Here is a 25,411-nt window from a genome sequence, read left to right as displayed (position 1 = left end):
GATCAAGCATGGAGCTTATGACCAGCAGCACTACGGCCGGCAACGCCCAACTGGACCCTTCTCACTCTCCCGCACAACTGCGGGTCACGGGTGACTGGACGCTTGCGCATTACGCCGACCTCAAGGACCTGAGCGAAAGCATTCGCGGCCAATACAACGACAGCACCCATATCGACCTCAACGGCCTTGGTGCCCTCGACACGGCCGGCGCATCATTGCTGGTGGAGTTGCTGGGGTCCGAGCGCCTGGGCAGGTCCGCCGAACACCCGGATTGCACCTTGTCCGGCGCCGACCGCGCGCTGCTGCAAACCGTCTACTGCTCGATGACCGACTTCTGCGTGCCAGTCAGGGAAGCGGAAGTCAGCGTCGGCATCCAGCTGCTGACGCGCATCGGGCGCGCGGTGGACGCCGTCTGGCAGGACACCTTGCAGCTGCTCGGCTTTGTCGGCCTGATTCTCGAGACCATCGCCCGCGGGCTGTTTAGCCCCAAACGCTGGCGCATCACGCCGATGGTGGCGCATATCGAGCAGACCGGCCTCGACGCCGCGCCCATCGTGGCTCTGCTGACCTTCCTGGTCGGTGCCGTGGTGGCCTTTTTAGGGGCGACGGTGCTGGCGAGCTTTGGCGCGAGTATCTTTACCGTGGACCTGGTGGCGTTCTCATTCCTGCGCGAGTTCGGCGTGCTGTTGACCGCGATCCTGATGGCCGGCCGGACTGCCAGCGCTTTCACCGCACAGATCGGCTCGATGAAGGCCAACGAAGAAATCGACGCCATCCGCACATTGGGCCTGGACCCGATGGAGCTGCTGGTGGTGCCGCGAGTCCTCGCGCTGCTGGTCGCTTTGCCGATGCTGACGTTCCTGGCGATGCTCTCGGGGATTATCGGCGGCGGCGTGGTGTGTGCGGTTTCGCTGGATATCTCACCGGCGATGTTCCTCTCGCTGCTGCAGTCGGACATTGGCGTTCAGCATTTTCTGGTGGGGATCGTCAAAGCGCCGATCTTCGCCTTCCTGATTGCGGCCATCGGCTGTCTCGAGGGCTTCAAGGTCAGTGGCAGTGCTGAATCGGTTGGCGCCCACACCACCTCCAGCGTGGTCCAGTCGATCTTCGTGGTGATCGTCCTCGATGCCGTGGCTGCACTGTTCTTCATGGAGATGGGCTGGTGAGTCGACAACCCCGAGCGCCCTCCGAGGCGGTGATCGAAGTCCGCGGGCTGTGCAATCGCTTCGGCAGCCAGAGCGTGCACGAGAATCTCGACCTGGATCTGTACAAGGGCGAAATACTCGCCGTGGTTGGCGGTTCCGGCAGCGGCAAATCGGTGCTGTTACGCAGCATCGTCGGCTTGCGCCAGCCCAGCGAGGGCATGGTGAAAGTCTTCGGGAAAAACCTCCCGGCTCTGTCCGAACATGAGCGTTCGCTGGTTGAACGGCGTTTTGGCGTACTGTTCCAGAAAGGTGCGCTGTTTTCCTCGCTGACCGTCACCGAGAACGTCGCCCTGCCCCTCATCGAGCACGCCGGCTTGAGCCGCAACGACGCCGAGCACCTGGCGGCGGTGAAGCTGGCATTGGCGGGCTTGCCACTGTCGGCGGCGGACAAGTACCCCGCTTCGCTCTCCGGCGGCATGATCAAGCGCGCCGCACTCGCCCGGGCGCTGGCGCTGGATCCGGACATCCTGTTTCTCGACGAACCGACTGCGGGCCTCGATCCCATCGGCGCTGCAGCGTTCGACCAGTTGATCCTGACCTTGCGTGATGCCCTGGGCTTGAGTGTGTTCCTCGTCACCCACGACCTCGACACGCTTTACACCATCACCGATCGCGTGGCGGTGCTGGCGCAGAAAAAAGTGCTGGTGGCGGACGCCATCGACAAGGTTTCGGAAACCGACGACGCGTGGATTCACGAATATTTCCACGGCCCTCGTGGCCGCGCGGCGCTGACTGCCGCCCAACAGCTCAACGAGGTCTGACATGGAAACCCGAGCCCATCACGTATTGATTGGCCTGTTCACGGTAATCGTAGTGGCGGCCGCCCTGCTCTTCGGGCTGTGGCTGGCCAAGTCCAGCGTCGATACCGAGTTCAAGGACTACGAAATCGTCTTCAACGAGGCGGTCAGCGGCCTGTCCAAGGGCAGTGCCGTGCAGTACAGCGGGATCAAGGTCGGCGATGTCGTGACCCTGCGCCTCGACCCGAAAGATCCGCGCCGGGTGCTGGCGCGGATCCGCCTGGGCGGCGAGACGCCGATCAAGGAAGACACCCAGGCCAAACTGGCGCTGACCGGCATCACCGGCACTTCGATCATCCAGCTGAGCGGCGGCACGCCCCAGAGCGCGACGCTGAAGGGCAAGGACGGCAAGTTGCCGGTGATCGTCGCATCGCCATCGCCCATCGCCCGTCTGTTGAACGACAGCAACGACCTGATGGCCGGGGTGAACACGCTGATGCACAACGCCAACCTGATGTTCTCCACGGAGAACGTCGAGCGCATCAGCAAGACCCTTGAGCACCTGGAGCAAACCACTGGCACCATCGCCGACCAGCGCGGCGATATCCGTCAGGCCATGCAGCAATTGGCCTCGGTCGGCAAGCAGGCGGGCGCCATGCTGGAGCAGACCTCGGCGCTGATGCGCAACGCCAATGGCCTGCTCAACGATCAAGGCAAGCAGATGTTCGGCAGTGCCGAGCACGCCATGAAGTCCCTGGAACAGAGCAGCGCCACCATCAACAAGCTGCTGTCGAGCAATCAGGACTCGCTCAACAATGGCCTGCAAGGCCTCAACGGGCTGGCACCGGCCGTGCGCGAGTTGCGCGATACGCTGACCTCCTTGCGCGCCATTTCCCAGCGCCTCGAAGCCAACCCCAGCGGTTATTTGCTGGGCAACGACAAGAACAAGGAATTCACCCCATGAAGCTGACCTGCGCCCTGCTCATCACCAGTTTTGCGCTGGTCAGTTCCTGCTCGATCCTGCCCAAGTCCGAGCCGTCCAATGTTTATCGGTTGCCTTCCGTTCAAGGTGCGTCGAGCAGCCAGGTTGCCGTGCAGCGTTGGTCGCTGCGCCTGGCCAAGCCTCAGGCCAGCCAGGCGCTTAACAGCCCGAACATTGCCGTCATTCCCCAGGGAGACTTGATCAGCAGCTACAAAGCCTCGCGCTGGAGCGACCCGGCCCCGGTGCTGCTGCGTAATCGGCTGCTGGATGGCTTTCAGCGTGACGGTCGGGTGCCGCTGTTGAGCACCGACGACAGCAATTTACAGGCAGACCTGGAGCTTGGCGGCAATCTGCAGGCGTTCCAGACCGAGTACCAGGGCACGGCGGCCAGTGTTGTGGTGCGTCTGGATGCGCTGCTGGTGCGCGGCTATGACCAGCGGATTCTCGCCAGCCGCCGTTTCGAAGTGCGCCAACCATTGAGTGACGTGCAGGTGCCGGCGGTGGTGGCCGGATTTGGCCGGGCGACTGACCAGCTGACGGCGCAGGTGGTGAACTGGGCGGTGGAACAGGGTCAGAAAGTCGCCCCGGTTCCGCGCCTAAACTCAACGCATCCCCTGTAGGAGCGAGCCTGCTCGCGATGGCGGCATGTCAGCCTATGCAGATGTGACTGACACATCGCCATCGCGAGCAGGCTCGCTCCTACAGGGATCTGGGTTAGCCGAAGAACCAGTAGCAAACGCCGATCGCGCCGACTACTCCGGCTAACTCCGCCAATAACGCACATCCAACCGCATGCCTTGCCCGCTGGATGCCTACCGCGCCAAAGTACACCGCCAACACATAAAACGTGGTTTCAGTACTGCCCTGAATCGTCGCCGCCACCAATGCCGGGAAGCTGTCGACCCCGGAGGTCTTCATGGTCTCGATCAACATGGCGCGAGCAGCGCTACCGGAGAACGGTTTGACCATGGCCGTTGGCAGAGCATCGACGAAGCGTGTGTCCCAGCCAGCCCACTCGACCAGGTGACGAATGCCATCCAGGCCAAAGTCCAGGGCGCCCGAAGCCCGCAATACACCCACTGCACAGAGCATTGCCACCAGGTACGGCAGCAGATTCTTCGCCACGTCGAAGCCTTCTTTGGCGCCTTCAATGAACGCTTCGTAAACCTTCACCTTGCGCAGCGCGCCGATCACCAGGAACAGCATGATCAGCCCAAACAGCGTCAGGTTGCCGAGAATGGAAGACAAGCCCGCCAGCGCAGTAGCTGAGAGCGTCGCCAGCAGCGCCATGAAGCCGCCGAGGGCGAGGGCACCGGGGATCAGGTAGGCAAGCACCACCGGGTCCCACAGGCGCAGGCGTTGCATGAACGCCACGGACAGCAGGCCGACCAGGGTCGAACAGCTGGTTGCCAGCAGGATCGGCAGGAACACCAGGGTCGGATCGGGCGCGCCTTGCTGGGCCCGGTACATGAAGATCGTCACCGGCAGCAGGGTCAGCGAAGAGGCGTTGAGCACCAGAAAGAGAATTTGCGCGTTGCTGGCAATGGTCTGGCTGGGGTTGAGTTCCTGCAGCGCCTTCATGGCTTTCAAGCCGATCGGCGTGGCAGCGTTGTCCAGGCCCAGGCCGTTGGCGGCAAAGTTGAGGGTGATCAGGCCGATTGCCGGGTGACCCGCCGGGACTTCCGGCATTAACCGCAGGAACAGCGGCCCCAGGGCTTTTGCCAGCCAGTCGACGATGCCGGCTTTCTCGGCGATGCGCAGAAAGCCCAGCCACAGGGTGAGGGTGCCGAACAGCAGCACCATGACCTCGACCGACAACTTGGCCATGGCGAAAATGCTTTCCACCATCGCCGCAAAGATCCCGGCATTGCCGCCGATCAACCACTGCGCCAGCGCCGATACGGCCGCCACGATGAAGAAGCCAAGCCACAGGCCATTAAGCATCAGTCAAATCCCCCGAAGAATGCGGCGAATGATAACGGGGTAGGCAGAAACGACAAACCCCGGATTTCTCCGGGGTTTGTCTGGAACTGTTGGCGCCCCATTTACATGGATGACCTCGATCTACTGTAGGAGCTGCCGCAGGCTGCGATCTTTTGATTTTTGTTTTTTAAAAGCAAGATCAAAAGATCGCAGCCTGCGGCAGCTCCTACAGAGTGCGTCAGTTGCTGGAAGGTTCGCCGGTCGGCAGCTTTTCCTTGCTGCGCCAGTGCGGCAGGGAGTTCCAGTAGCGCTGACCCTTCTCGTCGTCGTACATGCCTTCCCAACGGGAGATAACCAGTACCGCCAGGGCGTTGCCGATCACGTTCAGTGCGGTACGCGCCATGTCCATCACGCGGTCGACACCGGCGATGAATGCCAGGCCTTCCAGTGGAATACCCACGCTGCCCAGGGTCGCCAACAACACCACGAAGGACACGCCCGGTACACCGGCAATGCCTTTGGAGGTGACCATCAACGTCAACACCAGCAGCAATTGCTGGCTGATCGACAGGTCGATGCCGTACAGCTGGGCAATGAAGATTGCCGCGATGCTTTGATACAGCGTCGAACCGTCAAGGTTGAACGAGTAGCCGGTGGGTACCACGAAGCTGCAAATCGCTTTCGGCGCGCCGTAGGCTTCCATCTTCTCGATCACACGCGGCAGCACGGTTTCGGAACTGGCGGTGGAGTAGGCCAGTACCAGCTCGTCCTTGAAGATGCGCATCAGCTTGAGCACCGAGAAGCCGAACAGGCGAGCAATCAGGCCCAGCACCACGAAGGCGAAGAAAGCGATGGCGAAGTAAACCAGGATCACCAGTTTGGCCAGCGGCAGCAGCGAGGCGAAGCCGAAGTTGGCCACGGTCACCGCGATCAGTGCGAACACGCCGATTGGGGCGTAGTTCATGATCATGTGGGTGACTTTGAACATGCTTTCCGAGACGCCCTGGAACATCGTTACCAGAGGGTCGCGCAGCTCGGCTTTGAGGCTCGACAGACCGAGACCGAACAGCACCGAGAAGAAGATGATCGGCAGCATTTCGCCGCGAGCGATGGCCGCGAAGATGTTCGACGGGATCAGGTTGAGGATGGTTTCGATGAACGCGTGTTCATGCTGTACCTCGGCGGCGGTCGCCTGGTACTTGGAAATATCCACAGTCCCCAGGGTGCTCATGTCGATGCCGGCCCCCGGGTGGAACAGGTTGGCCAACACCAGGCCCACGACGATTGCGATCGTGGTGACGATCTCGAAGTAGATGATGGTCTTGAGGCCGATGCTGCCGAGTTTTTTCGCGTCACCGACGCCTGCGATACCGACGATCAGCGAAGAGATCACGATCGGGATCACAATCATCTTGATCAGACGAATAAAGATATCGCCCGCCGGTTGCAGGACGTTACTGATCCACCAGGCTTTTTCGGCACCGAAATGGTTGAGCAGCGCACCGATTGCAATCCCCAATACCAGACCGATGAGGATCTGCCAGGCGAGGCTAAGCTTTGCCTTCTTCATATCTTTACCCTTACTTGCGTTTGACTCAGGCAGATGCGCGGAACAGGAACGCTCGTGGCGAAAAAGTCTTGTGCATCGGCCTCCGTATAAGGTGCCCCGGAGCGCTTGTTGGTAGCTCTCTGGCAGGCGAAAAAAGGCGCAACTATTCCGATGCAAGGATGCGACGTCTAATGCCGTAAACGCCTACCCTATGCCGAATCGGCATGAGCTTTTCTAATTGAAACTGGCGTCCCAACCGGTTCGAATACGACATTTCGGCAGGCATAAGTGCCGTGAACCGGCCATCGCAGCGCATGTTGAGTGTTTTTTGATCAGTCCTGGGAAGGGTTTTTTTGGGGAATATCGGCGTACCTGAGGGGAAAATACCATTGAAAAATCAGGTTATTTTTCTCGATGTACGGTCGCGGAGAAACACCGAGAAATGTATTTTTCGGCGTAATTGATTCGAATTGTAGAGAGGAGGGTGCAAGCGAGGATCAAGTGCAAACTGAATGCCTCGATTGCATAAGCTCTTCGCAGGTTCGTCGTAATCGAACATCGCGAACCTGCGTCGCAGCTTTTTCCTGACCCGGCCCTTGCGCAGGTACTCCCTGTACCCGTAGGTCACTCCGCCCCTGAAACAGGCAGAACATCCCGACCCCTTGGTCATGCAGCTGCCTTCATCGGGCAGTGCATTGGAAAGGCGCCCTGCGGCCCCTTTCTATCTCGAAATCAGTACCACTTTGGATCTTTCTTCAGTTGTTCCATCAACAGGGTTTGCATGCCTTGGTCAGGCTTGCCGAGGAACCGGTAGGTCGCATGTCGCGTCGGCGACTTGTCTTCCGGCAATCCTGCAGGCACTTCGACCAACATTGCGTAGGCATCGTCCTTGTCAAAGCTGAAGGCGACGATCAGACGCTGGTTCAAACAGGTCGCTTGCGATTCGCAGAGCGGACCTACCAGATACTGGTCGCCATCTTCTTGAACTGCATTCATTTGCTCGGCGTCACCGGAGAGGTTCATCACCCATTCCGGCAGGCGTTCTTCCTTCTTCACCACGCCTTGCCAGGTGTCACGATACTGCGGGTCAGAGTTCAACAACTCGTTGACTCGCGCCTGGCCATCATTGGCCGCCATCGCCATGGCACTACCGCCCATTAGCAGGGCGGCTGCCAGTGTCTTCAACGAGACGTTCATGTTCACCCTCGACCGCGACGGCCGAAGAAGAACGACGCAATGAACATCACCAGGAACACGACAAAGAGAATCTTGGCGATACCCGTGGCGGTGCCCGCGATACCACCGAAGCCCAGTACGGCGGCGATGATGGCAATGATCAAGAATGTGATTGCCCAGCTCAACATGGTGATTCTCCTTACGCTTCTATTTAGTTGTGATGCTTGGTGGTGCTTATCCCGGCGCAACTAGCGCGCCAAGTTGGTGATTCAGAACACCCAACGTTCCTGACGAGGCATCTCATCCGCAGGCTGGGCCTGGTCGACGTCCATCATCCGCAGGGCAGTACTATCAGCAGGTTGGCTGCTGGCGGCACTGAAGTGGGTTTGAGTCGGATATTTGAATGACAACTGCGGCGCTTCCTGCTGCTGGCTCTGTTCCCAGCGCTGGAATTGCTGGCCGCCGATCAAAGTGATCAAAAGCGCAAGTACAGCGAAAAGACCTTGCTGGATATGCAGGGGCGAGATGCGCAATTGGGCGGCACGTTGGCGATTCATCCGTAAACTCCTCCCACTTCGGTGGTTATCTTGTTGTGGGCGATCTATTGCCCTGATTACCCTGACTATTGCAGCCTGCATGCCAGTTTTTTTTAAGAAAAAAATCGTTTAAAAACAATGAGTTAAAAGATTGATAAAAATCACATTGAACGCATCCTGCACGATGGGCTCTCTACGGTCGTGCGTAATGCACGATAAATCCGTAGGAACTTTCATTCTTTGGGAATTGGAAGGAGGGTGCGGATGTCAGAAATGGACGTGGGCAATTGCCCAAAATCGGTTATTTCGCTAAATATTCAGCTAAATCAATCGCTTGGCCGGGAAGAGCGTAGATAACTACCCTGCCAGGGGTGAAAAGGCACAGAATTAACCATGCAACTTGCCCGATCTTTGCGGGACTAACCTAAGATCATTCTTTATGGAGCGTAGGAAAATGGAGTCAGCCACTGAGCATCAAGGCCGCATTCTGCTGGTGGACGACGAATCCGCCATCCTGCGAACTTTCCGCTACTGCCTCGAAGACGAGGGCTACAGTGTCGCCACGGCCAACAGCGCCGCGCAGGCGGATGCCTTGCTGCAACGCCAGGTCTTCGACCTGTGCTTCCTCGATTTGCGCCTGGGGGAGGACAACGGTCTCGACGTACTGGCGCAGATGCGCATCCAGGCGCCATGGATGCGGGTAGTCATAGTCACCGCGCATTCGGCGGTGGATACAGCAGTCGACGCAATCCAGGCCGGGGCCGCCGATTATCTGGTAAAACCGTGCAGCCCCGACCAGTTGCGCCTGGCTACCGCCAAACAACTGGAGGTGCGTCAGCTGTCGGCGCGTCTTGAAGCGTTGGAAGGTGAAATTCGCAAACCCAAGGACGGCCTGGATTCCCACAGCCCGGCCATGAAAGTGGTGCTGGAAACAGCCCGCCAGGTGGCAGGTACCGACGCCAACATCCTGATCCTCGGCGAGTCCGGCACGGGTAAAGGTGAATTGTCCCAAGCGATTCACGGCTGGAGCAAGCGGGCGAAAAAATCCTGCGTGACTATCAACTGTCCTTCCCTGACCGCCGAGCTGATGGAAAGCGAGCTATTTGGCCACAGTCGCGGTGCGTTCACCGGGGCCAGCGAAAGCACCTTGGGCCGTGTGAATCAGGCCGACGGCGGTACGTTGTTTCTCGACGAGATCGGCGATTTTCCACTGACTTTACAGCCAAAGTTGCTGCGGTTTATTCAGGATAAGGAATATGAGCGAGTCGGGGATCCAGTGACTCGGCGCGCTGATGTACGAATTCTCGCGGCGACCAACCTCAATCTGGAGGACATGGTGCGCGACGGTCGCTTCCGAGAAGACCTGCTCTACCGGCTGAATGTCATCACTTTGCACCTGCCACCACTGCGCGAGCGCCGTGAAGACATCCTCAATCTTGCCGATCGCTTCCTGGCCCGCTTCGTCAAAGAGTACGCCCGCCCGGCGCGGGGCTTCAGTGAAGAGGCCCGTGAGGCATTGCTCAGTTATCGCTGGCCGGGGAATATTCGCGAACTGCGTAACGTTGTAGAGCGGGCGAGCATCATCTGCCCGCAAGAGCGGGTCGAAATCAGCCATCTGGGTATGGCCGAAACGCCGGTCAACAATGCGCCGCGCATCGGCGCCGCGCTGAGTCTGGACGAGCTGGAAAAGGCGCACATCGGAGCGGTGCTCGCCACGGCCGATACCCTGGACCAGGCTGCCAAGACGCTCGGCATTGATGCCTCCACGCTGTATCGCAAACGCAAGCAGTACAACTTGTGAGTCATCCCCGATGAAACTGGCGATGAAATTGCGGACCCGGCTCTTCCTGAGTATCTCGGCGCTGATCACCGTCGCGCTGCTCGGATTGTTGCTCGGTCTGGTCAGCGTGATGCAGATGGCCAGCACCCAGGAGTCGCTGGTTCGCAACAATTTCGCCACCCTCGATCTCGGACTCAAACTGCGCCAGACCTTGGGCGATCAACTGATCATCATGCTCAGCGAGAATCCCGACCGCAGTGCGTTTGACAAATCACGCGACCACTACCTGGAGTTGCTTGACGATGGCATTGCCCATGAGCAGGTCGGAGATGGATTCAAGTACGGTTTTATCCAGGCGAAGGCTGACTATCAGGATTTTCTGCAGGCTTATGCCGAGACACGTGAACCCACTCATGTGTTGAGTGGTAACGAGGAGCTCACGGCAAAGTTCAACAAGCTGCGTAATGGCCTGTTGTCAGAACACAAGCGCGCCCTGGATGCCATTTATGACACCGAGCGCGCGGCGCGCGATCGTGCGCTGCTGGTGGCGGGACTGATCGGGCTGGTCGGTCTGGCGGTACTGATCATCGGTTTTGTCACGGCCCACGCCATCGCTCGACGTTTCGGTGCCCCGATCGAGGCGCTGGCCCAGGCGGCTGACAATATCGGCAAGGGTAATTTCGAAGTGACCCTGCCGATATCCTCTGCCGCTGAAATGAATTCGCTGACCAAGCGGTTTGGCATCATGGCCGAAGCGCTGCGCGAGCATCAGGCGACCAATGTCGACGAATTGCTGGCTGGCCAGCAGCGCCTTCAAGCGGTGCTCGACAGCATCGATGACGGCTTGTTGATGATCGACCGCGAAGGCCATCTGGAGCATTTGAACCCCGTGGCCCAGCGACAACTCGGTTGGGATTCCGATCGCCGGGGGCAGGGATTGGGCTCGGCCCTTGAGCGTCCTGAGCTTGATGGGCAGCTGCAGCTGGTACTGCGTGGCGGCACGCTGGAGCGAGCGCCGGAAGACCTGAACATCGAGGTCGACGGCGAGTCGCGGTTGCTCACCTACAGCCTGACGCCGGTCAGCCACACCCAGGGGCACATTCTCGGCGCGGTGATGGTGCTGCACGATGTGACTGAGCAGCGCGCATTCGAACGGGTGCGCAGCGAGTTCGTGTTGCGCGCGTCCCACGAGTTGCGCACGCCGGTGACCGGCATGCACATGGCGTTCGGCCTGTTCCGGGAAAGGGCCAAGTTCCCTGAGGATTCCCGCGAAGCCGATCTGCTGGATACGGTAAATGAAGAGATGCAGCGCTTGATGCAGTTGATCAACGACTTGCTTAACTTCTCCCGTTATCAGAACGGCCTGCAGAAACTGACGCTGGCCCCGTGCGCGATCGATGAGCTGCTGGAACAGGCCCGCGATCGTTTCTCCAGCACCGCGCTCGCGAGTGAAATCGAGCTGGTGGTGGAAGTGCAGGACCCATTACCGCGGCTGCAAGCCGATCAGGCGCAGTTGGACCGGGTCCTGGACAACCTGATTGATAACGCGCTGCGCCATACTTCCCCGGGCGGGCAGATCCGCTTGCAGGCACGCCGCCATGGGGAGCGTGTGATCATTAGCGTCGAGGACAACGGTGAAGGGATTGCCTACGGTCAGCAAGGGCGGATCTTCGAACCTTTCGTGCAGGTGGGCCGCAAGAAGGGTGGTGCTGGCCTCGGTCTGGCGCTGTGCAAGGAGATCGTGCAGTTGCACGGTGGGCGCATGGGGGTTTATTCGCGACCGGGACAGGGCACGCAGTTCTACATGGCCCTGGCGGTCTGAAACGGCTTCAGGCTTCGTCATCCAGACGTCGACCGGCCAGCCTGCGGCCACGGGTAATCAGTTCAATGAACTGCACCGCGCTCAGTGCATGAGCGAATAACCAGCCCTGACCGTATTTCACTCCTTCGCTGCTCAGGAAGGCAGCCTGGGATTCAAGTTCGATCCCTTCGGCAATCACCTTCAGCTGCAGGGCCTGGGCCATGTGGATGATGTGAGGGGCCACGCCGCTGCTCGCCGCGTCATGACCCAGAGCGTCGATAAACGCCTTGTCGATCTTCAGGCAGTCCACCGGCAGCGTTTGCAGGTAGGCCAGGCTGCAATAACCGGTGCCGAAATCGTCAATCAGCACCTGGTGCCCGACGTCCCGCAACGCCTGCAGGTTTTCCCGGGCGACGACCACATCGATCAACCCGCGCTCGGTCACTTCAAAGGCGATCTGCTTGGCTGCTACCCGGTGCAGCGTCAGCAAGCGGGCCATCACCTGTCCCACTCGTGGCACCATGACATCGCAGGCCGCGAGGTTGACTGAAATGTACAGCTGCGGGTTGGCACGCAGCAGTTGCCCCAGTTGCTCCAGCAGGCGTTGCAGGACAAAGTCGGTCATCTGGCGGATCTGCCCGGTATTTTCCGCCATGGGGATGAACAAGTCGGGGCTGGTCAGCGTGCCATCCGGTCGACGCCACCGAAGCAAGGCTTCCGCGCCGACACAGTTGCGGCTGTCGAGATCGAAGATCGGTTGATACAGCACCTGCAACTCGCCCCGGCGAATGGCGCCGCTGAGTTCCGCATCCATCGACTGGCGCTGACGCACCAGCAGGAACACCAGAAACCCGACAAAACCGCCCAGCACCAGACTGGCAGGGATCAGCCACCACCAAACCGGTGGCACGTGGATGCCGGTGCGCGGCGAGATCAGCACCAGTTGATAGGCAGGGTTGTTGGTGGGCATGCGATAGATCAGGTGTGTCTGGGTGATCTGCAAGGCATCGCGGCTTTTTGGCGACCAGGCTTCAAGCGGTGGCCAAGCCTGCTCCGCGCCGAGAACCTGAATTGCCCGTTTGCCATGGTCGAGGACCACGAGCAGGCTGCTGCCCGGCGACAGGTCGACCATGTCGGTCAAATGCCCACGCGAGGTGGCCACCCGAAAATTGCCGCGCCCGAGCATCAGTGCCGCGCGATTCTCGTCCGGTTCGGTGGTGGTGTTCAGCCAATAGCTGTAGGTGGGGCCCTTGATATCAGGGGCGCGGTTCATCGACAGGCCTTCCTGGCGCGGGCGGTTGGAGCAGATCCGCGGGGCGTCCATGTAGGCAGCTTCATACACGAAGCGATAGTTGAACGTTACCTGCTGCAGCGTGGCGATCATTTCATCGTCGCAGGTACGCAACGGCTGGGCTTCCAGATCGTCGAGGCTTTCTCGCAGCTGCCCGAACAGCTGCTCCAGGCGTGCGAGAAAACGCTCGCCCTGGGCGTTCATCTCCTCGCTTTCACTTTTATCAATCTGGTGAACGGCGACGAACAAACTACCGGTCAGCAATAACGTCGCACTGAAGACAGCAGCCAGCATCGCCAGAAACCATGGGCGATAGAACCAGCTACGAAATGTCTCTCGAGTAGCAGCCATCCTGGAACATCCGAAGAATTACCAATGAGTTATAGCTGCTGGATCCATAAACCGCCCGACCGTCGGGCGGGCGTCATTATTTTGTCTGATTCAAGACTTGTAGCAGTGCCGCGGTTTGCGCATCCGGCGCGCCGTCGAAGCGAGTGGGGCGAAAGTGCATCTGGAAAGCCGCCAGTACATGGCGAGTCGAGACGTCGAGTTCACCGGTTTGCGGGGTGGCATAGCCAAGGCGCGCCAGCTGACCCTGGAACCAGCTGATACTCGGCAGCTGGTTATTGAACTGTACTTGCTGGCGGGCCACGACTTGCTCGTTTGGCCACACGCCCAACCCTTGCTCCGCCAGGCGCTTCCATGGGAACAGCGGGCCCGGATCGAGCTTGCGTCCCGGCGCAATGTCACTGTGGCCGATGATGTTATGGGGGCTGATGCCGTAGCGCTTGCTGATGTCCTTGAGCAGGAAGACCAGGGACTGGATCTGCGCGTCGGAGTAGGGGTACCAGAGGCGGCCGGTCGGTGTGTCCTTGAAACCCGGATTGACGATTTCGATGCCAATGGAGCTGGAATTCAGCCAAGTCCGAGTCTGCCATTCGCTCTCGCCGGCGTGCCAGGCCCGCAGGCTTTCATCCATCAACTTGTAGATGGTTGCCTTGTCGTCGTCGCCGATCAGGTAGTGACTGCTGACTTCGCCATGGGTCAGCAGTTGCAGCGAGCGCTCGAGCGAAGCCGAGGTGTAATGCACCACCACAAACTGGACGCGACTGTCGTGGTTGGCGGACGGGTGACTGGTGTCGATGCGCGGGCCACTGGCGCAACCGGCCAACACTAGGAACGACACGATGAGGGCTAGATATTTCATGGCGAGTGGCAATACACGATGGATAACAATGCAACAGTGTAACGTAATGCCGAGAAGCTCGATGGCCAAAGCGCCAATTTATACAAAATGGGACAATTGCACTCAGCCCGTTTCGATGCGGTTACGCCCGGCATGTTTCGCCCGATAGAGCGCCTGATCGGCTCTTTTCAGTGCCACATCGCTGTGTTCGCCTGGCCGGAACGCGGTCATCCCCATGGACAGTGTCACGGTCACCGGCTCACCCTTGAAGTGGAATGGGCAGGCTTCGATGGCCGCGCGCAGTTTTTCCAGAAGGAGTGCGCCGGTTGCCGCAGGCGTGGCGGGCATCAGCAGCACGAACTCTTCGCCGCCGAATCGGGCAATGAAATCCGAGCCGCGCAAGCGCTTGCGCAGGACGGTCGCAATGATCTTCAGCACCTTGTCGCCGGCCAGGTGGCCGTAGTTGTCATTGATGCGCTTGAAATGATCGAGGTCCAGCATGGCCAGCAACAGGCTGTCGCCCTTTTGCTGCCATTGGCTGACTTCGTGATCCAGGCGCTCGTTCCAGGCAGCGCGGTTGGGCAGTCCGGTCAGCGGATCGATCAACGCTTTCTGACGTTGCTCCTCAAGGTGTTCACGAAAACCCAGGGCTTCGTGTTCCATATGGGCAACCCGATCGGCCAGGCCTTGCAGGCGAGTCGCCACTTCTTGCTCGCGCTCGTCGCGCTGCTGCTGGAAATGGTCGAGGGTGCCGAGCAGGCCTTCCAGATGGTTTTCCAGGGCATGCTTGAGTCCGTCGAGGTCTGCGGCTTCTTGCATGCTGCTTTGCAAGCCATCGACCTGTTCGCGAATTTGCGAGTCCATCTCGCGCGCCGCAGAGCGGTTGTCGGCATGGCCATCGCTGGCAGCCCGCAGATTGCTCTGGAATGCCTCCAGGCGTTCGTTGAGCTGCTGCAGATAGGTTTCAAATTCATGCTGGCCGCTACCGGTAATCGCCAGCATCAAGGTAGCCAGGTCATCCAGGATCGGGATCAGTTCGTACCAGTTCAAGCCGTTTTGCAGGCGCAGGCGCATGGCTTCGGCTTGCGGACGGTGGCGCTCGGGCAGGGTCAGGTCGTCGAGCAGGCCCAGGAGTGTGTCTTCAATGTGCTTTGCAACCGAACTGTAAGTGGGCTCTGGCGAGTCCGGGAGCGCGTAGGTGATGTCCTGCTCGATGGGTTCAGGTTCAGCGTGGGGTGCCTCGCTCCCGGCGGGAGGCGACGGCGAGCCTTCGGCGTCGGGCGCTTCAATGACTTCGTCGGCGTTGGCTGGCGGTGAGTTTTCAACGGCCATTGCGGGTGTTTGAGGCGGCTCAAGCGCTTCAGGCCGGGTAGGGACTGCAGGTGGTAGCGCTGGCGGTGCGGCAGGCGTAACGGTTGCCGGTGCCGGTGCCGGTGCCGGTGCTGCGCTGGGTCGCTCTTCGATTGCAACAGGCTGTTCAGGGGCTGTCGCCGCCGCTGGAGGCTCGACCGCAGGTGCACGAGGTTCCACGGCAGGCGCCGAGACGGGCGCCGGGATGGCTACCGGAGCGGCTTCCTCAGCTTCAATTTTGCCAAAAAGCCGTTGCAGCAAACCAGGGCGACCGGGTTCTTCCGGAGTCTCCAGGCGGCCAAGTGCCTTACCTTGCAGCCCGCTCAGTTCGCTGAGCAGCAGTGGCATCTCGCGCGCCTGGCCGACCCGTGCGTCCAGTTGTCTGGCAAATTGCTTGAGCGGGCGGCTGACTTCGCGCGGCAGCGGCAGCGCTTGCAACTGGGCGACCAGCGCGGTCAGTGCAGCGCTGGTCTGGTTGACCCGGGTTTCGCGGCGTTGCTCGGAGTCGAGCACGGCTTTTTCCAGGCGCGGCAACAGGGCGGCCAGGCCGGCGTCCATGTCATCGGTGCGCACTACATCGCGCATTTCCTTCATGCATTCGTCAACCGTCCGGTCGGTGCCCTCGGCAGCCAGTGTGCTGCGCACCAGGCCACGGCGCAGCAGGTCGAGGCGGGCGTCCCAGCGACGTTCGAGTTTTTCCTGATGTTCGATGCTTTGAAGGTATTTCTCTTTCCAGCGCTGTGCTTCGTCGCTCATTCCAGGGATCCGCTAGGGGGCAGTACTCAGCGCGGGGAATGCATCAGCCGTGAGCGAACCCGGCAGACGAATCTCTACCGCGACCGGCAGGTGGTCGGAAATAGGTTGCGCCAAAACCTCGAACTTTTCGAGGGTCAGGGTGGGGCTTAGCAGAATATGGTCCAGGCAGCGTTGAGGGCGCCAGCTGGGGAAGGTCGCTTCAAGCTGCGGTGCCAACAGGCCGAGATCACGCAGCGGGGAGTTCTGCAGCAGATCGCTGGCGTGAGTGTTCATATCACCCATCAACACCTGATGCTTGTAGCCGCCGATCAAGTCGCGGATGTAGGCCAGTTGCAGGCTGCGTACGCGGGCGCCGAGCGCCAGGTGCATCATCACCACCACCAGGGCTTCCGGGCCTTCACCGAAGCGCACCAGAATCGCCCCGCGACCCTTGGGGCCCGGCAGCGGATGATCTTCAATCGCCCACGGGCGCAAGCGGCTGAGCACGCCATTGCTGTGCTGGCCGAGGCGACCTAGATTGCGATTGAGTTGTTGATACCAGTACGGGAAAGCGCCGAGCTGGGCCAGGTGTTCGACCTGGTTGACGTAGCCTGACCTGATGCTGCCACCATCGGCTTCCTGCAAGGCGACCAAATCGAAGTCGCCCAGCAGATCGCCGATTTTCTGCAGATTGGTCGCCCGCCCGGTGTGGGGCAGCAGATGCTGCCAGCCCCGGGTCAGGTAGTGCCGATAGCGCTCGGTACTGATGCCCACCTGGATATTGAAACTGAGCAGCCGCAGACGGCTGTCTGCGGGCAAACCCGTGGATTCCAGGTGATGTTCGTTGACCCGCGGATCATGCAGGCCAACCACTCGTTCAGTTCCCCAGCGGCGCATGGCAGGCCCCGCGCTTAGTTGGCAGCAGCCTTGTTAGCCGCTCGCTCTTTGTCGACCAGTTTTTCGGCCAACTGCAGTGCTTGTTCGGCACCGCCGGCAGAGCCGACGTCAAAACGATACTTGCCATTGACGATCAGGGTTGGAACGCCAGTGATTTCATACTTCTTGGCCAGCTCTTTAGCCTGCACGACTTTGCCCTTGATGGCGAAGGAGTTGAAGGTGGCCAGGAACTTGTCCTTGTCGACGCCTTGGGTGGCGAGGAACTCTGCCATTTCTTCAGGAGTGAGCAGTTTTTTGTGTTGTTTCTGGATGGCTTCGAACACGGCCGCATGGACCTTGTGCTCTACACCCATTGCTTCCAGGGTCAGGAACATTTGGCCGTGGGCATCCCATGGACCGCCGAACATGGCCGGGATGCGCACGAAATTCACGTCGGAAGGCAGCTTCTCGACCCATGGATTGATCACCGGCTCGAACGAGTAGCAATGCGGGCAGCCATACCAGAACAGCTCCACCACCTCGATCTTGCCAGGCACGGCAACCGGCACCGGATTGCTCAGTTCGACAAAGGGTGCAGCAGGGGCTTCGGCTGCCTGGGCAGTCATGCCGAACAGGCTGGCAGCGGCGAAGACGGCGCTGATGATCAGATTACGCATGCTTTACTCCTGGACAATTTTGGTCGCCTCGCGCGACCTGTTTTCAGACAGGTCATGGCGGGCTTGAGTTCTGTAGTGTAACGGCAGCGGCCACAAAAAAGGGCGGCCAGAGCCACCCTTTTTATACTCACCGCGACGGATTAATAGAGCGTTAACGTTGCAGGAGATGTACGTCCCGCCTGACGCTCCATGTGTCGGTCTTAGTGCAGGCCCTGAATGTAGCTGGACACCGCTGCGATATCTTCGTCGCTCAGGCGCTTGGCAATGGTCTGCATGGTCTTGGTATCGCCATCATTGGTGCGGCCGCCTTCTTCCTTGCGGAAGTCGGTCAGTTGCTTGGCAATGTACTGGGCGTGCTGGCCACCCAGGTGCGGGAAGCCGGCAGCTGCGTTGCCGGTTCCGTTAGGCGAGTGGCAGCCGGTGCAGGATGGCAGGCCCTTGGCCAGGTCACCACCACGGAACAAGGCTTCACCGCGAGCCACCACTTTCGGGTCGGCGGCGCCAACGCTGCCTTTCTGGCTGGCGAAGTAGGCGGACATATCAGCCAGGTCCTGATCGCTCAGGTTGGTCAGCAGGCCGGTCATTTCCAGTACGACACGCTTGCCGGACTTGATGTCGTGCAACTGCTTGTTCAGATAACGTTCGCCCTGACCTGCCAGTTTCGGAAAGTTAGGCGCCATGCTGTTGCCATCCGGGCCATGACAGGCGCCACATACTGCGGCTTTCGCCTGACCAGCAGTCGCATCACCTGCAGCATGGGCAATGCCGGAGATCCCCACGGTCAACAGCAGACTCACGATCAATTTGTTCATCAGCTAATCCAACTACGGCTAAGGGTTAAAGAGTTATGGGCCGGGATCACTCGCTCATCCAGTGGATGATGGCTTGGTAATCCTCGGCACTGCAGTCCATGCACAAACCACGCGGCGGCATCGCCTTGAAACCCTGGGTCACGTGTTGCACCAGCGTCTCCATACCTTTCGCCAACCTCGGCGTCCAAGCTTCCTGATCGCCCTTTCTGGGCGCCATTGGGAGTTGGCCGGAATGACAGGCACCACAAACACGGTTGTACACAGCTTCCGGATCCTGTGTAGCCTGAGCGCTGTAAAGCGGCATCAAGACACCGGCAGCTAGCAGCCATTTCGTCATAAAACGACCTTTTCAGGGTTGAGAGCGTGCTGCGTTCTAATGCGCAATCAAGGTCTATCGCTCTCGTGTACTTCATCCTACGCTGGGACAAAGCGCACACAAAATCTGCGGCATTATATACTGGCGTCACTGAAACGGAAACGACACTGCTCGCCGCGTCCATTCCCGGCGCCGCCCACATCGGAAATCCCATGCAACTCAAGAACCCCATCCTCGGCCTGTGCCAACAGTCCACCTTCATGCTCAGCGCTGCCAAAGTCGATCAATGTCCCGACGACGAAGGCTTTGAAGTGGCCTTTGCCGGGCGTTCCAACGCCGGTAAATCCAGCGCGTTGAACACCCTGACGCATGCCAGCCTGGCGCGGACCTCGAAAACTCCGGGTCGCACGCAACTCTTGAACTTCTTCAAGCTAGACGATGATCGCCGTCTGGTCGACCTGCCGGGCTACGGTTACGCGAAAGTGCCTATCCCGTTGAAGCTGCACTGGCAGCGTCACCTGGAAGCTTATCTGGGCGGTCGCGAGAGTTTGAAAGGTCTGATCCTGATGATGGATATCCGTCATCCAATGACCGATTTCGACCTGTTGATGCTCGACTGGGCTGTCGCCAGCGGTATGCCGATGCACATTTTGCTGACCAAGGCCGACAAGCTGACCTACGGCGCGGCGAAGAATGTGCTGCTCAAAGTGCAGTCGGACATCCGTAAGGGCTGGGGCGATGCGATTACCATCCAGCTGTTTTCGGCGCCGAAACGCCTGGGCCTGGAAGACGCCTACACTGTACTGGCGGGCTGGATGGAACTGGCGGACAAAGGCGCGGAACCTGCGGAGCAGTAAATCGCAGGCAAAAAAAACCCCGGACTTCTTATGGGGAGGGGGAAGTTCCGGGGTCCAAGTTCCGGACCGCTAGGGCGGGATCCAGATATCTGCCAACACTTAACACAACATAGGAGCATTGAAGGGCTTCACCAGCCTTTCAGTAACTCTGAGTGCCGATTCTGCAGATTAGTTCAGAATTTTTTCTAACGCGTTTGGAATAAGCGTCAGAATTTTCCGGACTAAGTCGGCAGGCCGCGGCTAAACGCCGCAGCGCAATCCCGTGTGGGAGCGAGCCTGCTCGCGATGTTCGTGAACGATAACTCGGGGAATCTGAATCCCCGCAGCGATCTCACGTTTTTCGCGAGCAAGCTCGCTCCTACAGGGGTGATGTGTGATCAGCGCTCCGAGGCTCAGTGAGCCTCATCCCAGTTGTTGCCCACCCCAACTTCGACCAGCAGCGGCACGTCCAGTTTCGCGGCATTGCTCATGTGCGTGCGAATTTCTTCACGCACGTGGTCCACCAGGTCCTCACGCACTTCCAGCACCAATTCATCGTGCACCTGCAGGATCACCTTGGCGTCCAGGCCGGACGCGGTCAGCCAGTTATCAACCGCCACCATGGCCTTCTTGATGATGTCTGCCGCCGTGCCCTGCATCGGCGCGTTGATGGCGGTGCGCTCAGCGCCTTTGCGCAGGGCCGGGTTTTTCGCGTTGATGTCCGGCAGGTACAGGCGACGACCGAAGATCGTCTCGACAAAACCTTGTTCAGCCGCTTGGGCGCGAGTGCGCTCCATATACTCCAGCACGCCTGGATAGCGGGCAAAGTAACGGTCGATGTACGCCTGGGATTGCTTGCGGTCGACGCCGATCTGCTTGGCCAGGCCAAAGGCGCTCATGCCGTAGATCAAGCCGAAGTTGATCGCCTTGGCGCTACGGCGCTGGTCGGTGCTGACTTCGCTCAGCTCGACGCCAAACACTTCGGCCGCAGTGGCCCGGTGCACGTCCAGGTCATTGCGGAAGGCGTGCAGCAGGCCCTCGTCCTTGGCCAGGTGCGCCATGATCCGCAGTTCGATTTGCGAGTAGTCCGCAGCCAGCAGCTTATAGCCCTTCGGCGCCACGAACGCCTGGCGAATCCGCCGGCCTTCGGCGGTGCGGATCGGGATGTTCTGCAGGTTCGGGTCAATCGACGACAGGCGTCCGGTCGCCGCGACGGCCTGCTGGTAAGACGTGTGGATGCGGCCGGTGCGCGCATTGATTTGCTCGGGCAAACGGTCGGTATAGGTGCTTTTCAGTTTGCTCAGCGAGCGGTATTGCATCAGCACCTTGGGCAGCGGGTAGTCCTGTTCAGCAAGCTCGGCCAGCACCGCTTCGGCTGTGGAAGCCTGGCCCTTGGCGGTTTTGCTGAGCACCGGCAGACCGAGTTTTTCGTAAAGAATCACCCCCAGTTGCTTGGGCGAGCCGAGGTTGAATTCTTCGCCGGCAATGGCGAACGCCTCGCGCTCAAGTGTCGTGAGTTTGTCGCCCAGCTCGACGCTCTGGATGCCCAGTAAATTGGCGTCCACCAACGCGCCCTGACGCTCGATGCGCGCCAGCACTGGCATCAGCGGCATTTCGATTTCGTCCAGCACCTTGCCCAGGCTAGGTGTGGCTGCGAGTTTTTCTTGCAATGCCAGGTGCAGGCGGAACACCACATCAGCATCTTCGGCGGCGAAGGGACCTGCCAGCTCCAGGGAGATCTGGTCGAAGGTCAGCTGCTTCACGCCTTTGCCGGCGATGTCCTGAAAGTCGGTCTTGCCCTGACCCAGGTACTTGAGCGCCAGGCTGTCCATGTCGTGGCGAGTGGCGGTCGAGTCGAGTACGTAGGACTCGAGCATGGTGTCGTAGACAATGCCGCGGACCATAATGCCGTTGCTCTGATCACCACCGATGGCGCAGTTGGCCAGGATGTTGGTTTCGAACTTGGCGTGCTGGCCGACCTTGAGCTTGTCCGGATTCTCCAGCAGCGGTTTTAACGCCAGCAGCACGGTGTCGCGATCCAGTTGGTCCGGTACGCCCATATAGGAATGGGTTAGCGGGATGTAGGCTGCTTCGTTGGCCGCCACGGAAAACGACAGGCCCACCAGCTGTGAATGCTGGGCATCGCCACCGTTGGTTTCGGTGACGAAGGCGATCAGCGGCGCCTTGTTGAGCTTGTCCAGCCAGGCCTCGAAGCGTTGCGGGTCGAGGATGGTTTCATACTGGGCTTCAACGGCGCCCGGCAGTTCCTGTACTACCTCGACAATTTCCTGGCCGGAGCGCTTGGCCTCGCGCTGGTTGTCGTCGAACCAGCTTTTGAACTCCAGCAGGGTGTACAGCTCGGCGAGTTTGTCGTGGTCCGGTTGGCCCATTTGCAGCTCGTCGAGCCCGATGTCCAGGGGCACGTCGATCTTGATAGTCGCCAATTTGTAGGAGAGAAATGCCATCTCCTTGTGCTCTTCGAGCTTGGCCGGCAGGGTCTTGGCCCCGCGAATCGGCAAGGTCGGAACGATGTCGAGCTGCGCATACAGCTCGGTCAGCCCGCCGTTCACACCTACCAGCAGCCCGGAGGCGGTTTTCGGGCCAATGCCCGGAACGCCTGGAATGTTGTCGGAGGAGTCGCCCATCAGTGCCAGATAATCGATGATCTGCTCGGGAGCGACCCCGAATTTCTCCTTCACGCCCTCTACGTCGAGCGCGCTACCGGTCATGGTATTGACCAGAGTAATGTGGCCGTCGACCAGTTGCGCCATGTCCTTGTCGCCAGTGGAAATCACCACCGGACGGTCGGCCGCTGCGCTGCTGCGGGCCAGAGTGCCAATCACGTCATCGGCCTCGACGCCTTCGACGCACAGCAACGGGAAGCCAAGGGCCTTGACGCTCTGGTGCAGAGGCTCGATCTGCACGCGCATGTCGTCGGGCATGCTCGGACGGTTGGCTTTGTATTCGGCGTACATGTCATCGCGGAATGTCCCGCCCTTGGCGTCGAACACTACGGCGAACGGGCTGTCCGGATACTGCTTGCGCAGACTCTTGAGCATGTTCAACACGCCCTTGACCGCACCGGTTGGCAGGCCTTTGGAAGTGGTCAGCGGTGGCAGCGCGTGAAAGGCGCGGTACAGGTAAGAAGAACCGTCCACCAGGACGAGGGGGGCTTGGCTCATGAGCAGGATCAACCTTTTCGGCGGGTCCGGCGCTAGAATAGCGGGACCGTTGACGACAAAGGGACAAGGTTATCATGCGCACACTAAATCGCCTGTTGCTGGCTGGCTTGTTTGCAATTACTCCGTTGGCCGTGATGGCGGCGGACGATGCGCCGTCACCCGACCCGGATGTCACCATTCGTACGGAAGGCGACAAGACCATTCAGGAATACCGCCAAAACGGTTTCCTGTACGCGATCAAGGTCACGGTAAAAGGAGCGCCGCCGTATTTTCTGGTGCGCGCGGACGGGACCGATGCAAATTTCATCCGCTCGGATCAGCCGGATATGCTGATTCCGTCGTGGAAGATCTTTGAGTGGAAGTAGTTTCTTAAATTCAATCGGCGCTGGCTCATCTGGCGGCGCCCGTACTGGCAGTTAAAACATGTCTGTGTTCACCCCCCTGGCTCGGCCCGAGCTGGAAACCTTTCTCGCCCCATACGGGCTCGGCCGCCTGCTTGATTTCCAGGGGATCGCCGCCGGTAGCGAAAACACCAATTTTTTCATCAGTCTGGAGCAGGGCGAGTTTGTCCTGACCTTGGTAGAGCGCGGTCCGGTCCAGGAAATGCCGTTCTTCATCGAACTGCTGGACGTGCTGCACGACGCCGACCTGCCGGTGCCTTACGCCTTGCGCACCACCGATGGCGTGGCCTTGCGTGAACTGGCCGGCAAGCCTGCATTGCTGCAGCCGCGCCTGGCTGGCAAACACGTCACGCAAGCCAACGCGCAACACTGCGCTCAGGTGGGCGAGTTGCTCGGCCACCTGCACCTGGCCACCCAGGCCAACATGATCAAGCGCAAGACCGATCGCGGCCTGGACTGGATGCTGGAGGAGGGTACGCAGTTCCTGTCGCACCTGGATGCCGAGCAGAACGAGCTGCTGCAGCGCGCGCTGGACGAAATCACCTTGCAGAAAACCAGGATCCTGGCGCTGCCGCGGGCCAATATTCACGCCGACCTGTTCCGCGATAACGCGATGTTCGAAGGTACGCACCTGACCGGGCTGATCGACTTCTACAACGCCTGCTCGGGGCCGATGCTGTATGACGTGGCGATTGCCTTGAATGACTGGTGCTCGGATGACGACGGCGTTATCGACGGGCCGCGGGCGCGGGCGTTGCTGGGGGCTTATGCCGGGTTGCGTCCATTCACTGCTGCAGAAGCGGAGTTATGGCCGACCATGCTGCGCGTGGCGTGCGTGCGGTTCTGGCTGTCACGGTTGATCGCTGCGGAGTCGTTTGCCGGGCAGGATGTGTTGATTCACGATCCGCTGGAGTTCCAGCGTCGGCTGGCGCAGCGGCAGAAGGTGAGTACACCGTTGCCGTTTGCCTTGTAAAAGGCCGGACGGGCAATATCTGGAATCACTACAACCCCTGTAGGAGTGAGCCTGCTCGCGATAGCGGAATAACATCCAGCATCAGTGCTGAATCTGCCACCGCTATCGCGAGCAGGCTCACTCCTACAGGGTTTTGGGTTGCCTACAGAGACTCCAGACACCCCGCCAGATCATTCCCCAACTTCTCCAGTACCTGCTCATACCCCTGGGCCGTCGCTGGCGTATACCCACCCAATGCATCCAGCTCCGCCAGTTTCACCGGCAGGCCAGCCACCAGGGTTTCCGCCAGGCGCGGACGCAGCGGTGGTTCGCTGAATACGCAGGTCTTGCCGACTTCCTGCAACCGCGTACGCATGGCCGCGACGTGCTGGGCGCCCGGTTGCACCTCGGCAGCAACGCTGAACACGCCAGCATGCTTGAGGCCGTAGGCGTCTTCGAAATAGTCGAACGCCTCGTGGAACACAAAGTACGGCTTGCCGGCGATGCCCGCCAGACGTTCCTTCAGGCGCAGGTCCAGCGCATCCAGGCGCTCATCGAAAGCCTTGAGGTTGCTTTCGTAACGCGCGGCATTGGCGGGGTCTGCGGCGCTCAGGTCGGCGGCCATTTTCGTGGCGATCACCCGGCCGTTTATCGGCGACAACCACAAATGCGCATCCAGGGTGCCCGGGCGGTGGTCATGATCATGCTCGTCCGCTTCTTCGGCGTGAGACTGGCTGTCTTCAGCAAAATGCCGCAGTTTCAGGCCCGGCAGATCCTGCACGGCAACGCTGGGCAACGTACGACCTTTCAGCACCCGAGGCAGGAAACCTTCCATATCCGGGCCGATCCAGTAGATCAGGTCGACTTCCTGCACCTTCCGTACGTCGGAAGGGCGCAGCGCATAGTTATGGGGCGAGGCACCCGGCGGCAGCAGTACTTCCGGAATCGCCACACCATCCTGCACCGCAGCGGCGATCAACTGCAGCGGCTTGATGCTGGTCAGCACCCTGACCTCGGCATGGGCGCTGCCGATCAGCATGAAACTGGCGAGAAATGTAACAAAGAAAGAAAAAAGTCGGGACACAATGACCACTCGAAGAGGCGAGAA

23 protein-coding genes are annotated in these 25,411 nt (G+C 60.0%); 9 read left to right on the top strand and 14 right to left on the bottom strand.

Features of this window, described 5'->3' with window-relative positions:
- Positions 1-17: 17 nt before the first annotated feature.
- From ACYZTK_RS15175 to ACYZTK_RS15160, 4 genes are read left to right on the top strand one after another with little or no spacing between them, the layout of a single operon-like run.
- The gene (locus tag ACYZTK_RS15175) at positions 18-1,166 is read left to right on the top strand and encodes an ABC transporter permease (protein ID WP_462014906.1); all 1,149 of its coding nucleotides are present in this window, start codon (positions 18-20) and stop codon (positions 1,164-1,166) included.
- Positions 1,163-1,966 carry an ABC transporter ATP-binding protein gene (locus tag ACYZTK_RS15170; protein ID WP_462010640.1) on the top strand — a complete coding sequence of 268 codons (804 nt, stop codon included), beginning with the start codon at positions 1,163-1,165 and terminating at the stop codon, positions 1,964-1,966. The genes ACYZTK_RS15175 and ACYZTK_RS15170 overlap by 4 nt, the downstream gene beginning before the upstream one ends.
- Position 1,967: 1 nt before the next feature.
- The gene (locus ACYZTK_RS15165; protein WP_462010639.1) at positions 1,968-2,906 is read left to right on the top strand and encodes an MlaD family protein; all 939 of its coding nucleotides are present in this window, start codon (positions 1,968-1,970) and stop codon (positions 2,904-2,906) included.
- On the top strand, positions 2,903-3,544 hold the full coding sequence (locus ACYZTK_RS15160) for an ABC-type transport auxiliary lipoprotein family protein (RefSeq protein WP_462010638.1): 642 nt from the start codon (positions 2,903-2,905) through the stop codon (positions 3,542-3,544). The genes ACYZTK_RS15165 and ACYZTK_RS15160 overlap by 4 nt, the downstream gene beginning before the upstream one ends.
- 94 nt (positions 3,545-3,638) lie before the next feature.
- Here the strand turns inward: ACYZTK_RS15160 and ACYZTK_RS15155 are convergent, their stop codons facing one another.
- The 5 genes from ACYZTK_RS15155 to ACYZTK_RS15135 all read right to left on the bottom strand — a co-directional run bounded on the left by ACYZTK_RS15155 (position 3,639) and on the right by ACYZTK_RS15135 (position 8,129).
- Positions 3,639-4,868, bottom strand: coding sequence for a nucleoside recognition domain-containing protein (locus ACYZTK_RS15155; protein WP_462010637.1), 1,230 nt, complete (start codon positions 4,866-4,868; stop codon positions 3,639-3,641).
- 217 nt (positions 4,869-5,085) lie between these two features.
- Entirely contained in the window at positions 5,086-6,417 is a 1,332-nt protein-coding gene (gene gltP / locus ACYZTK_RS15150) for a glutamate/aspartate:proton symporter GltP (RefSeq protein ID WP_462010636.1), read from the bottom strand.
- 711 nt (positions 6,418-7,128) lie between these two features.
- On the bottom strand, positions 7,129-7,593 hold the full coding sequence (locus ACYZTK_RS15145) for an inhibitor of vertebrate lysozyme family protein (RefSeq protein ID WP_462010635.1): 465 nt from the start codon (positions 7,591-7,593) through the stop codon (positions 7,129-7,131).
- Positions 7,594-7,595: 2 nt separating this feature from the next.
- The gene (locus ACYZTK_RS15140) at positions 7,596-7,760 is read right to left on the bottom strand and encodes a DUF1328 domain-containing protein (protein WP_003177151.1); all 165 of its coding nucleotides are present in this window, start codon (positions 7,758-7,760) and stop codon (positions 7,596-7,598) included.
- A gap of 81 nt (positions 7,761-7,841) precedes the next feature.
- The gene (locus ACYZTK_RS15135) at positions 7,842-8,129 is read right to left on the bottom strand and encodes a hypothetical protein (RefSeq protein ID WP_462010634.1); all 288 of its coding nucleotides are present in this window, start codon (positions 8,127-8,129) and stop codon (positions 7,842-7,844) included.
- Positions 8,130-8,562: 433 nt separating this feature from the next.
- On the opposite strand from ACYZTK_RS15135, the gene algB reads away from it, so the two are divergent.
- The gene (algB, locus tag ACYZTK_RS15130; RefSeq protein ID WP_462010633.1) at positions 8,563-9,909 is read left to right on the top strand and encodes a sigma-54-dependent response regulator transcription factor AlgB; all 1,347 of its coding nucleotides are present in this window, start codon (positions 8,563-8,565) and stop codon (positions 9,907-9,909) included.
- Between the two features lie 10 nt (positions 9,910-9,919).
- Positions 9,920-11,710: a KinB sensor domain-containing domain gene (locus ACYZTK_RS15125; RefSeq protein ID WP_462010632.1), complete on the top strand. Its 1,791-nt coding sequence runs from the start codon at positions 9,920-9,922 to the stop codon at positions 11,708-11,710.
- 7 nt (positions 11,711-11,717) lie between these two features.
- Here ACYZTK_RS15125 and ACYZTK_RS15120 read toward each other — a convergent pair whose 3' ends face one another.
- The 7 genes from ACYZTK_RS15120 to ACYZTK_RS15090 all read right to left on the bottom strand — a co-directional run bounded on the left by ACYZTK_RS15120 (position 11,718) and on the right by ACYZTK_RS15090 (position 18,953).
- Complete coding sequence (locus ACYZTK_RS15120) at positions 11,718-13,331, bottom strand: EAL domain-containing protein (RefSeq protein ID WP_462010631.1); 1,614 nt, start codon at positions 13,329-13,331, stop codon at positions 11,718-11,720.
- Positions 13,332-13,407: 76 nt separating this feature from the next.
- On the bottom strand, positions 13,408-14,187 hold the full coding sequence (locus tag ACYZTK_RS15115; RefSeq protein ID WP_462010630.1) for an N-acetylmuramoyl-L-alanine amidase: 780 nt from the start codon (positions 14,185-14,187) through the stop codon (positions 13,408-13,410).
- A 102-nt stretch (positions 14,188-14,289) separates the two neighbouring features.
- Positions 14,290-16,272, bottom strand: a complete 1,983-nt coding sequence (locus ACYZTK_RS15110; protein ID WP_462010629.1) for a GGDEF domain-containing protein — start codon at positions 16,270-16,272, stop codon at positions 14,290-14,292.
- 12 nt (positions 16,273-16,284) lie between these two features.
- A complete protein-coding gene (locus ACYZTK_RS15105) occupies positions 16,285-17,148 on the bottom strand; it encodes an endonuclease/exonuclease/phosphatase family protein (RefSeq protein ID WP_462010628.1) in 864 nt (287 codons plus the stop codon).
- Between the two features lie 14 nt (positions 17,149-17,162).
- A complete protein-coding gene (locus ACYZTK_RS15100) occupies positions 17,163-17,804 on the bottom strand; it encodes a thiol:disulfide interchange protein DsbA/DsbL (RefSeq protein ID WP_462010627.1) in 642 nt (213 codons plus the stop codon).
- 200 nt (positions 17,805-18,004) lie between these two features.
- On the bottom strand, positions 18,005-18,616 hold the full coding sequence (locus tag ACYZTK_RS15095) for a c-type cytochrome (protein WP_462010626.1): 612 nt from the start codon (positions 18,614-18,616) through the stop codon (positions 18,005-18,007).
- 46 nt (positions 18,617-18,662) lie between these two features.
- Positions 18,663-18,953, bottom strand: coding sequence for a c-type cytochrome (locus tag ACYZTK_RS15090; protein WP_034149449.1), 291 nt, complete (start codon positions 18,951-18,953; stop codon positions 18,663-18,665).
- A 191-nt stretch (positions 18,954-19,144) separates the two neighbouring features.
- On the opposite strand from ACYZTK_RS15090, the gene yihA reads away from it, so the two are divergent.
- Positions 19,145-19,789 (top strand): ribosome biogenesis GTP-binding protein YihA/YsxC, encoded by a 645-nt coding sequence (yihA, locus tag ACYZTK_RS15085; protein ID WP_462010625.1) that lies wholly within the window; start codon positions 19,145-19,147, stop codon positions 19,787-19,789.
- 392 nt (positions 19,790-20,181) lie between these two features.
- Here yihA and polA read toward each other — a convergent pair whose 3' ends face one another.
- The gene (polA, locus tag ACYZTK_RS15080) at positions 20,182-22,950 is read right to left on the bottom strand and encodes a DNA polymerase I (RefSeq protein WP_462010624.1); all 2,769 of its coding nucleotides are present in this window, start codon (positions 22,948-22,950) and stop codon (positions 20,182-20,184) included.
- Positions 22,951-23,024: 74 nt separating this feature from the next.
- On the opposite strand from polA, the gene ACYZTK_RS15075 reads away from it, so the two are divergent.
- Both ACYZTK_RS15075 and ACYZTK_RS15070 read left to right on the top strand, forming a co-directional pair.
- Entirely contained in the window at positions 23,025-23,315 is a 291-nt protein-coding gene (locus tag ACYZTK_RS15075) for a DUF2782 domain-containing protein (protein WP_462010623.1), read from the top strand.
- A 58-nt stretch (positions 23,316-23,373) separates the two neighbouring features.
- Positions 23,374-24,324, top strand: a complete 951-nt coding sequence (locus tag ACYZTK_RS15070) for a homoserine kinase (RefSeq protein ID WP_462010622.1) — start codon at positions 23,374-23,376, stop codon at positions 24,322-24,324.
- A 142-nt stretch (positions 24,325-24,466) separates the two neighbouring features.
- Here the strand turns inward: ACYZTK_RS15070 and ACYZTK_RS15065 are convergent, their stop codons facing one another.
- A complete protein-coding gene (locus ACYZTK_RS15065; RefSeq protein WP_462010621.1) occupies positions 24,467-25,387 on the bottom strand; it encodes a zinc ABC transporter substrate-binding protein in 921 nt (306 codons plus the stop codon).
- Between the last annotated feature and the right edge of the window lie 24 nt (positions 25,388-25,411).

Source organism: Pseudomonas sp. LB3P31, from assembly GCF_054897945.1.
The sequence above is the reverse complement of the archived record's forward strand: the minus strand, read 5'-3'. Positions and strand labels throughout refer to the sequence as shown.

Bases quoted from the DNA above. Each gene is read 5' to 3' on its own strand.
- ACYZTK_RS15105 (WP_462010628.1), bottom strand. From the start codon at position 17,148: ATGCGCCGCTGGGGAACTGAACGAGTGGTTGGCCTGCATGATCCGCGG.
- ACYZTK_RS15090 (WP_034149449.1), bottom strand. From the start codon at position 18,953: ATGACGAAATGGCTGCTAGCTGCCGGTGTCTTGATGCCGCTTTACAGC.
- gltP (WP_462010636.1), bottom strand. From the start codon at position 6,417: ATGAAGAAGGCAAAGCTTAGCCTCGCCTGGCAGATCCTCATCGGTCTG.
- ACYZTK_RS15070 (WP_462010622.1), top strand. From the start codon at position 23,374: ATGTCTGTGTTCACCCCCCTGGCTCGGCCCGAGCTGGAAACCTTTCTC.
- ACYZTK_RS15115 (WP_462010630.1), bottom strand. From the start codon at position 14,187: ATGAAATATCTAGCCCTCATCGTGTCGTTCCTAGTGTTGGCCGGTTGC.
- ACYZTK_RS15155 (WP_462010637.1), bottom strand. From the start codon at position 4,868: ATGCTTAATGGCCTGTGGCTTGGCTTCTTCATCGTGGCGGCCGTATCG.
- ACYZTK_RS15125 (WP_462010632.1), top strand. From the start codon at position 9,920: ATGAAACTGGCGATGAAATTGCGGACCCGGCTCTTCCTGAGTATCTCG.
- ACYZTK_RS15145 (WP_462010635.1), bottom strand. From the start codon at position 7,593: ATGAACGTCTCGTTGAAGACACTGGCAGCCGCCCTGCTAATGGGCGGT.
- ACYZTK_RS15160 (WP_462010638.1), top strand. From the start codon at position 2,903: ATGAAGCTGACCTGCGCCCTGCTCATCACCAGTTTTGCGCTGGTCAGT.
- ACYZTK_RS15135 (WP_462010634.1), bottom strand. From the start codon at position 8,129: ATGAATCGCCAACGTGCCGCCCAATTGCGCATCTCGCCCCTGCATATC.
- algB (WP_462010633.1), top strand. From the start codon at position 8,563: ATGGAGTCAGCCACTGAGCATCAAGGCCGCATTCTGCTGGTGGACGAC.
- ACYZTK_RS15120 (WP_462010631.1), bottom strand. From the start codon at position 13,331: ATGGCTGCTACTCGAGAGACATTTCGTAGCTGGTTCTATCGCCCATGG.
- ACYZTK_RS15175 (WP_462014906.1), top strand. From the start codon at position 18: ATGACCAGCAGCACTACGGCCGGCAACGCCCAACTGGACCCTTCTCAC.
- ACYZTK_RS15110 (WP_462010629.1), bottom strand. From the start codon at position 16,272: ATGAGCGACGAAGCACAGCGCTGGAAAGAGAAATACCTTCAAAGCATC.
- ACYZTK_RS15075 (WP_462010623.1), top strand. From the start codon at position 23,025: ATGCGCACACTAAATCGCCTGTTGCTGGCTGGCTTGTTTGCAATTACT.
- ACYZTK_RS15095 (WP_462010626.1), bottom strand. From the start codon at position 18,616: ATGAACAAATTGATCGTGAGTCTGCTGTTGACCGTGGGGATCTCCGGC.
- polA (WP_462010624.1), bottom strand. From the start codon at position 22,950: ATGAGCCAAGCCCCCCTCGTCCTGGTGGACGGTTCTTCTTACCTGTAC.
- yihA (WP_462010625.1), top strand. From the start codon at position 19,145: ATGCAACTCAAGAACCCCATCCTCGGCCTGTGCCAACAGTCCACCTTC.
- ACYZTK_RS15165 (WP_462010639.1), top strand. From the start codon at position 1,968: ATGGAAACCCGAGCCCATCACGTATTGATTGGCCTGTTCACGGTAATC.
- ACYZTK_RS15140 (WP_003177151.1), bottom strand. From the start codon at position 7,760: ATGTTGAGCTGGGCAATCACATTCTTGATCATTGCCATCATCGCCGCC.
- ACYZTK_RS15100 (WP_462010627.1), bottom strand. From the start codon at position 17,804: ATGCGTAATCTGATCATCAGCGCCGTCTTCGCCGCTGCCAGCCTGTTC.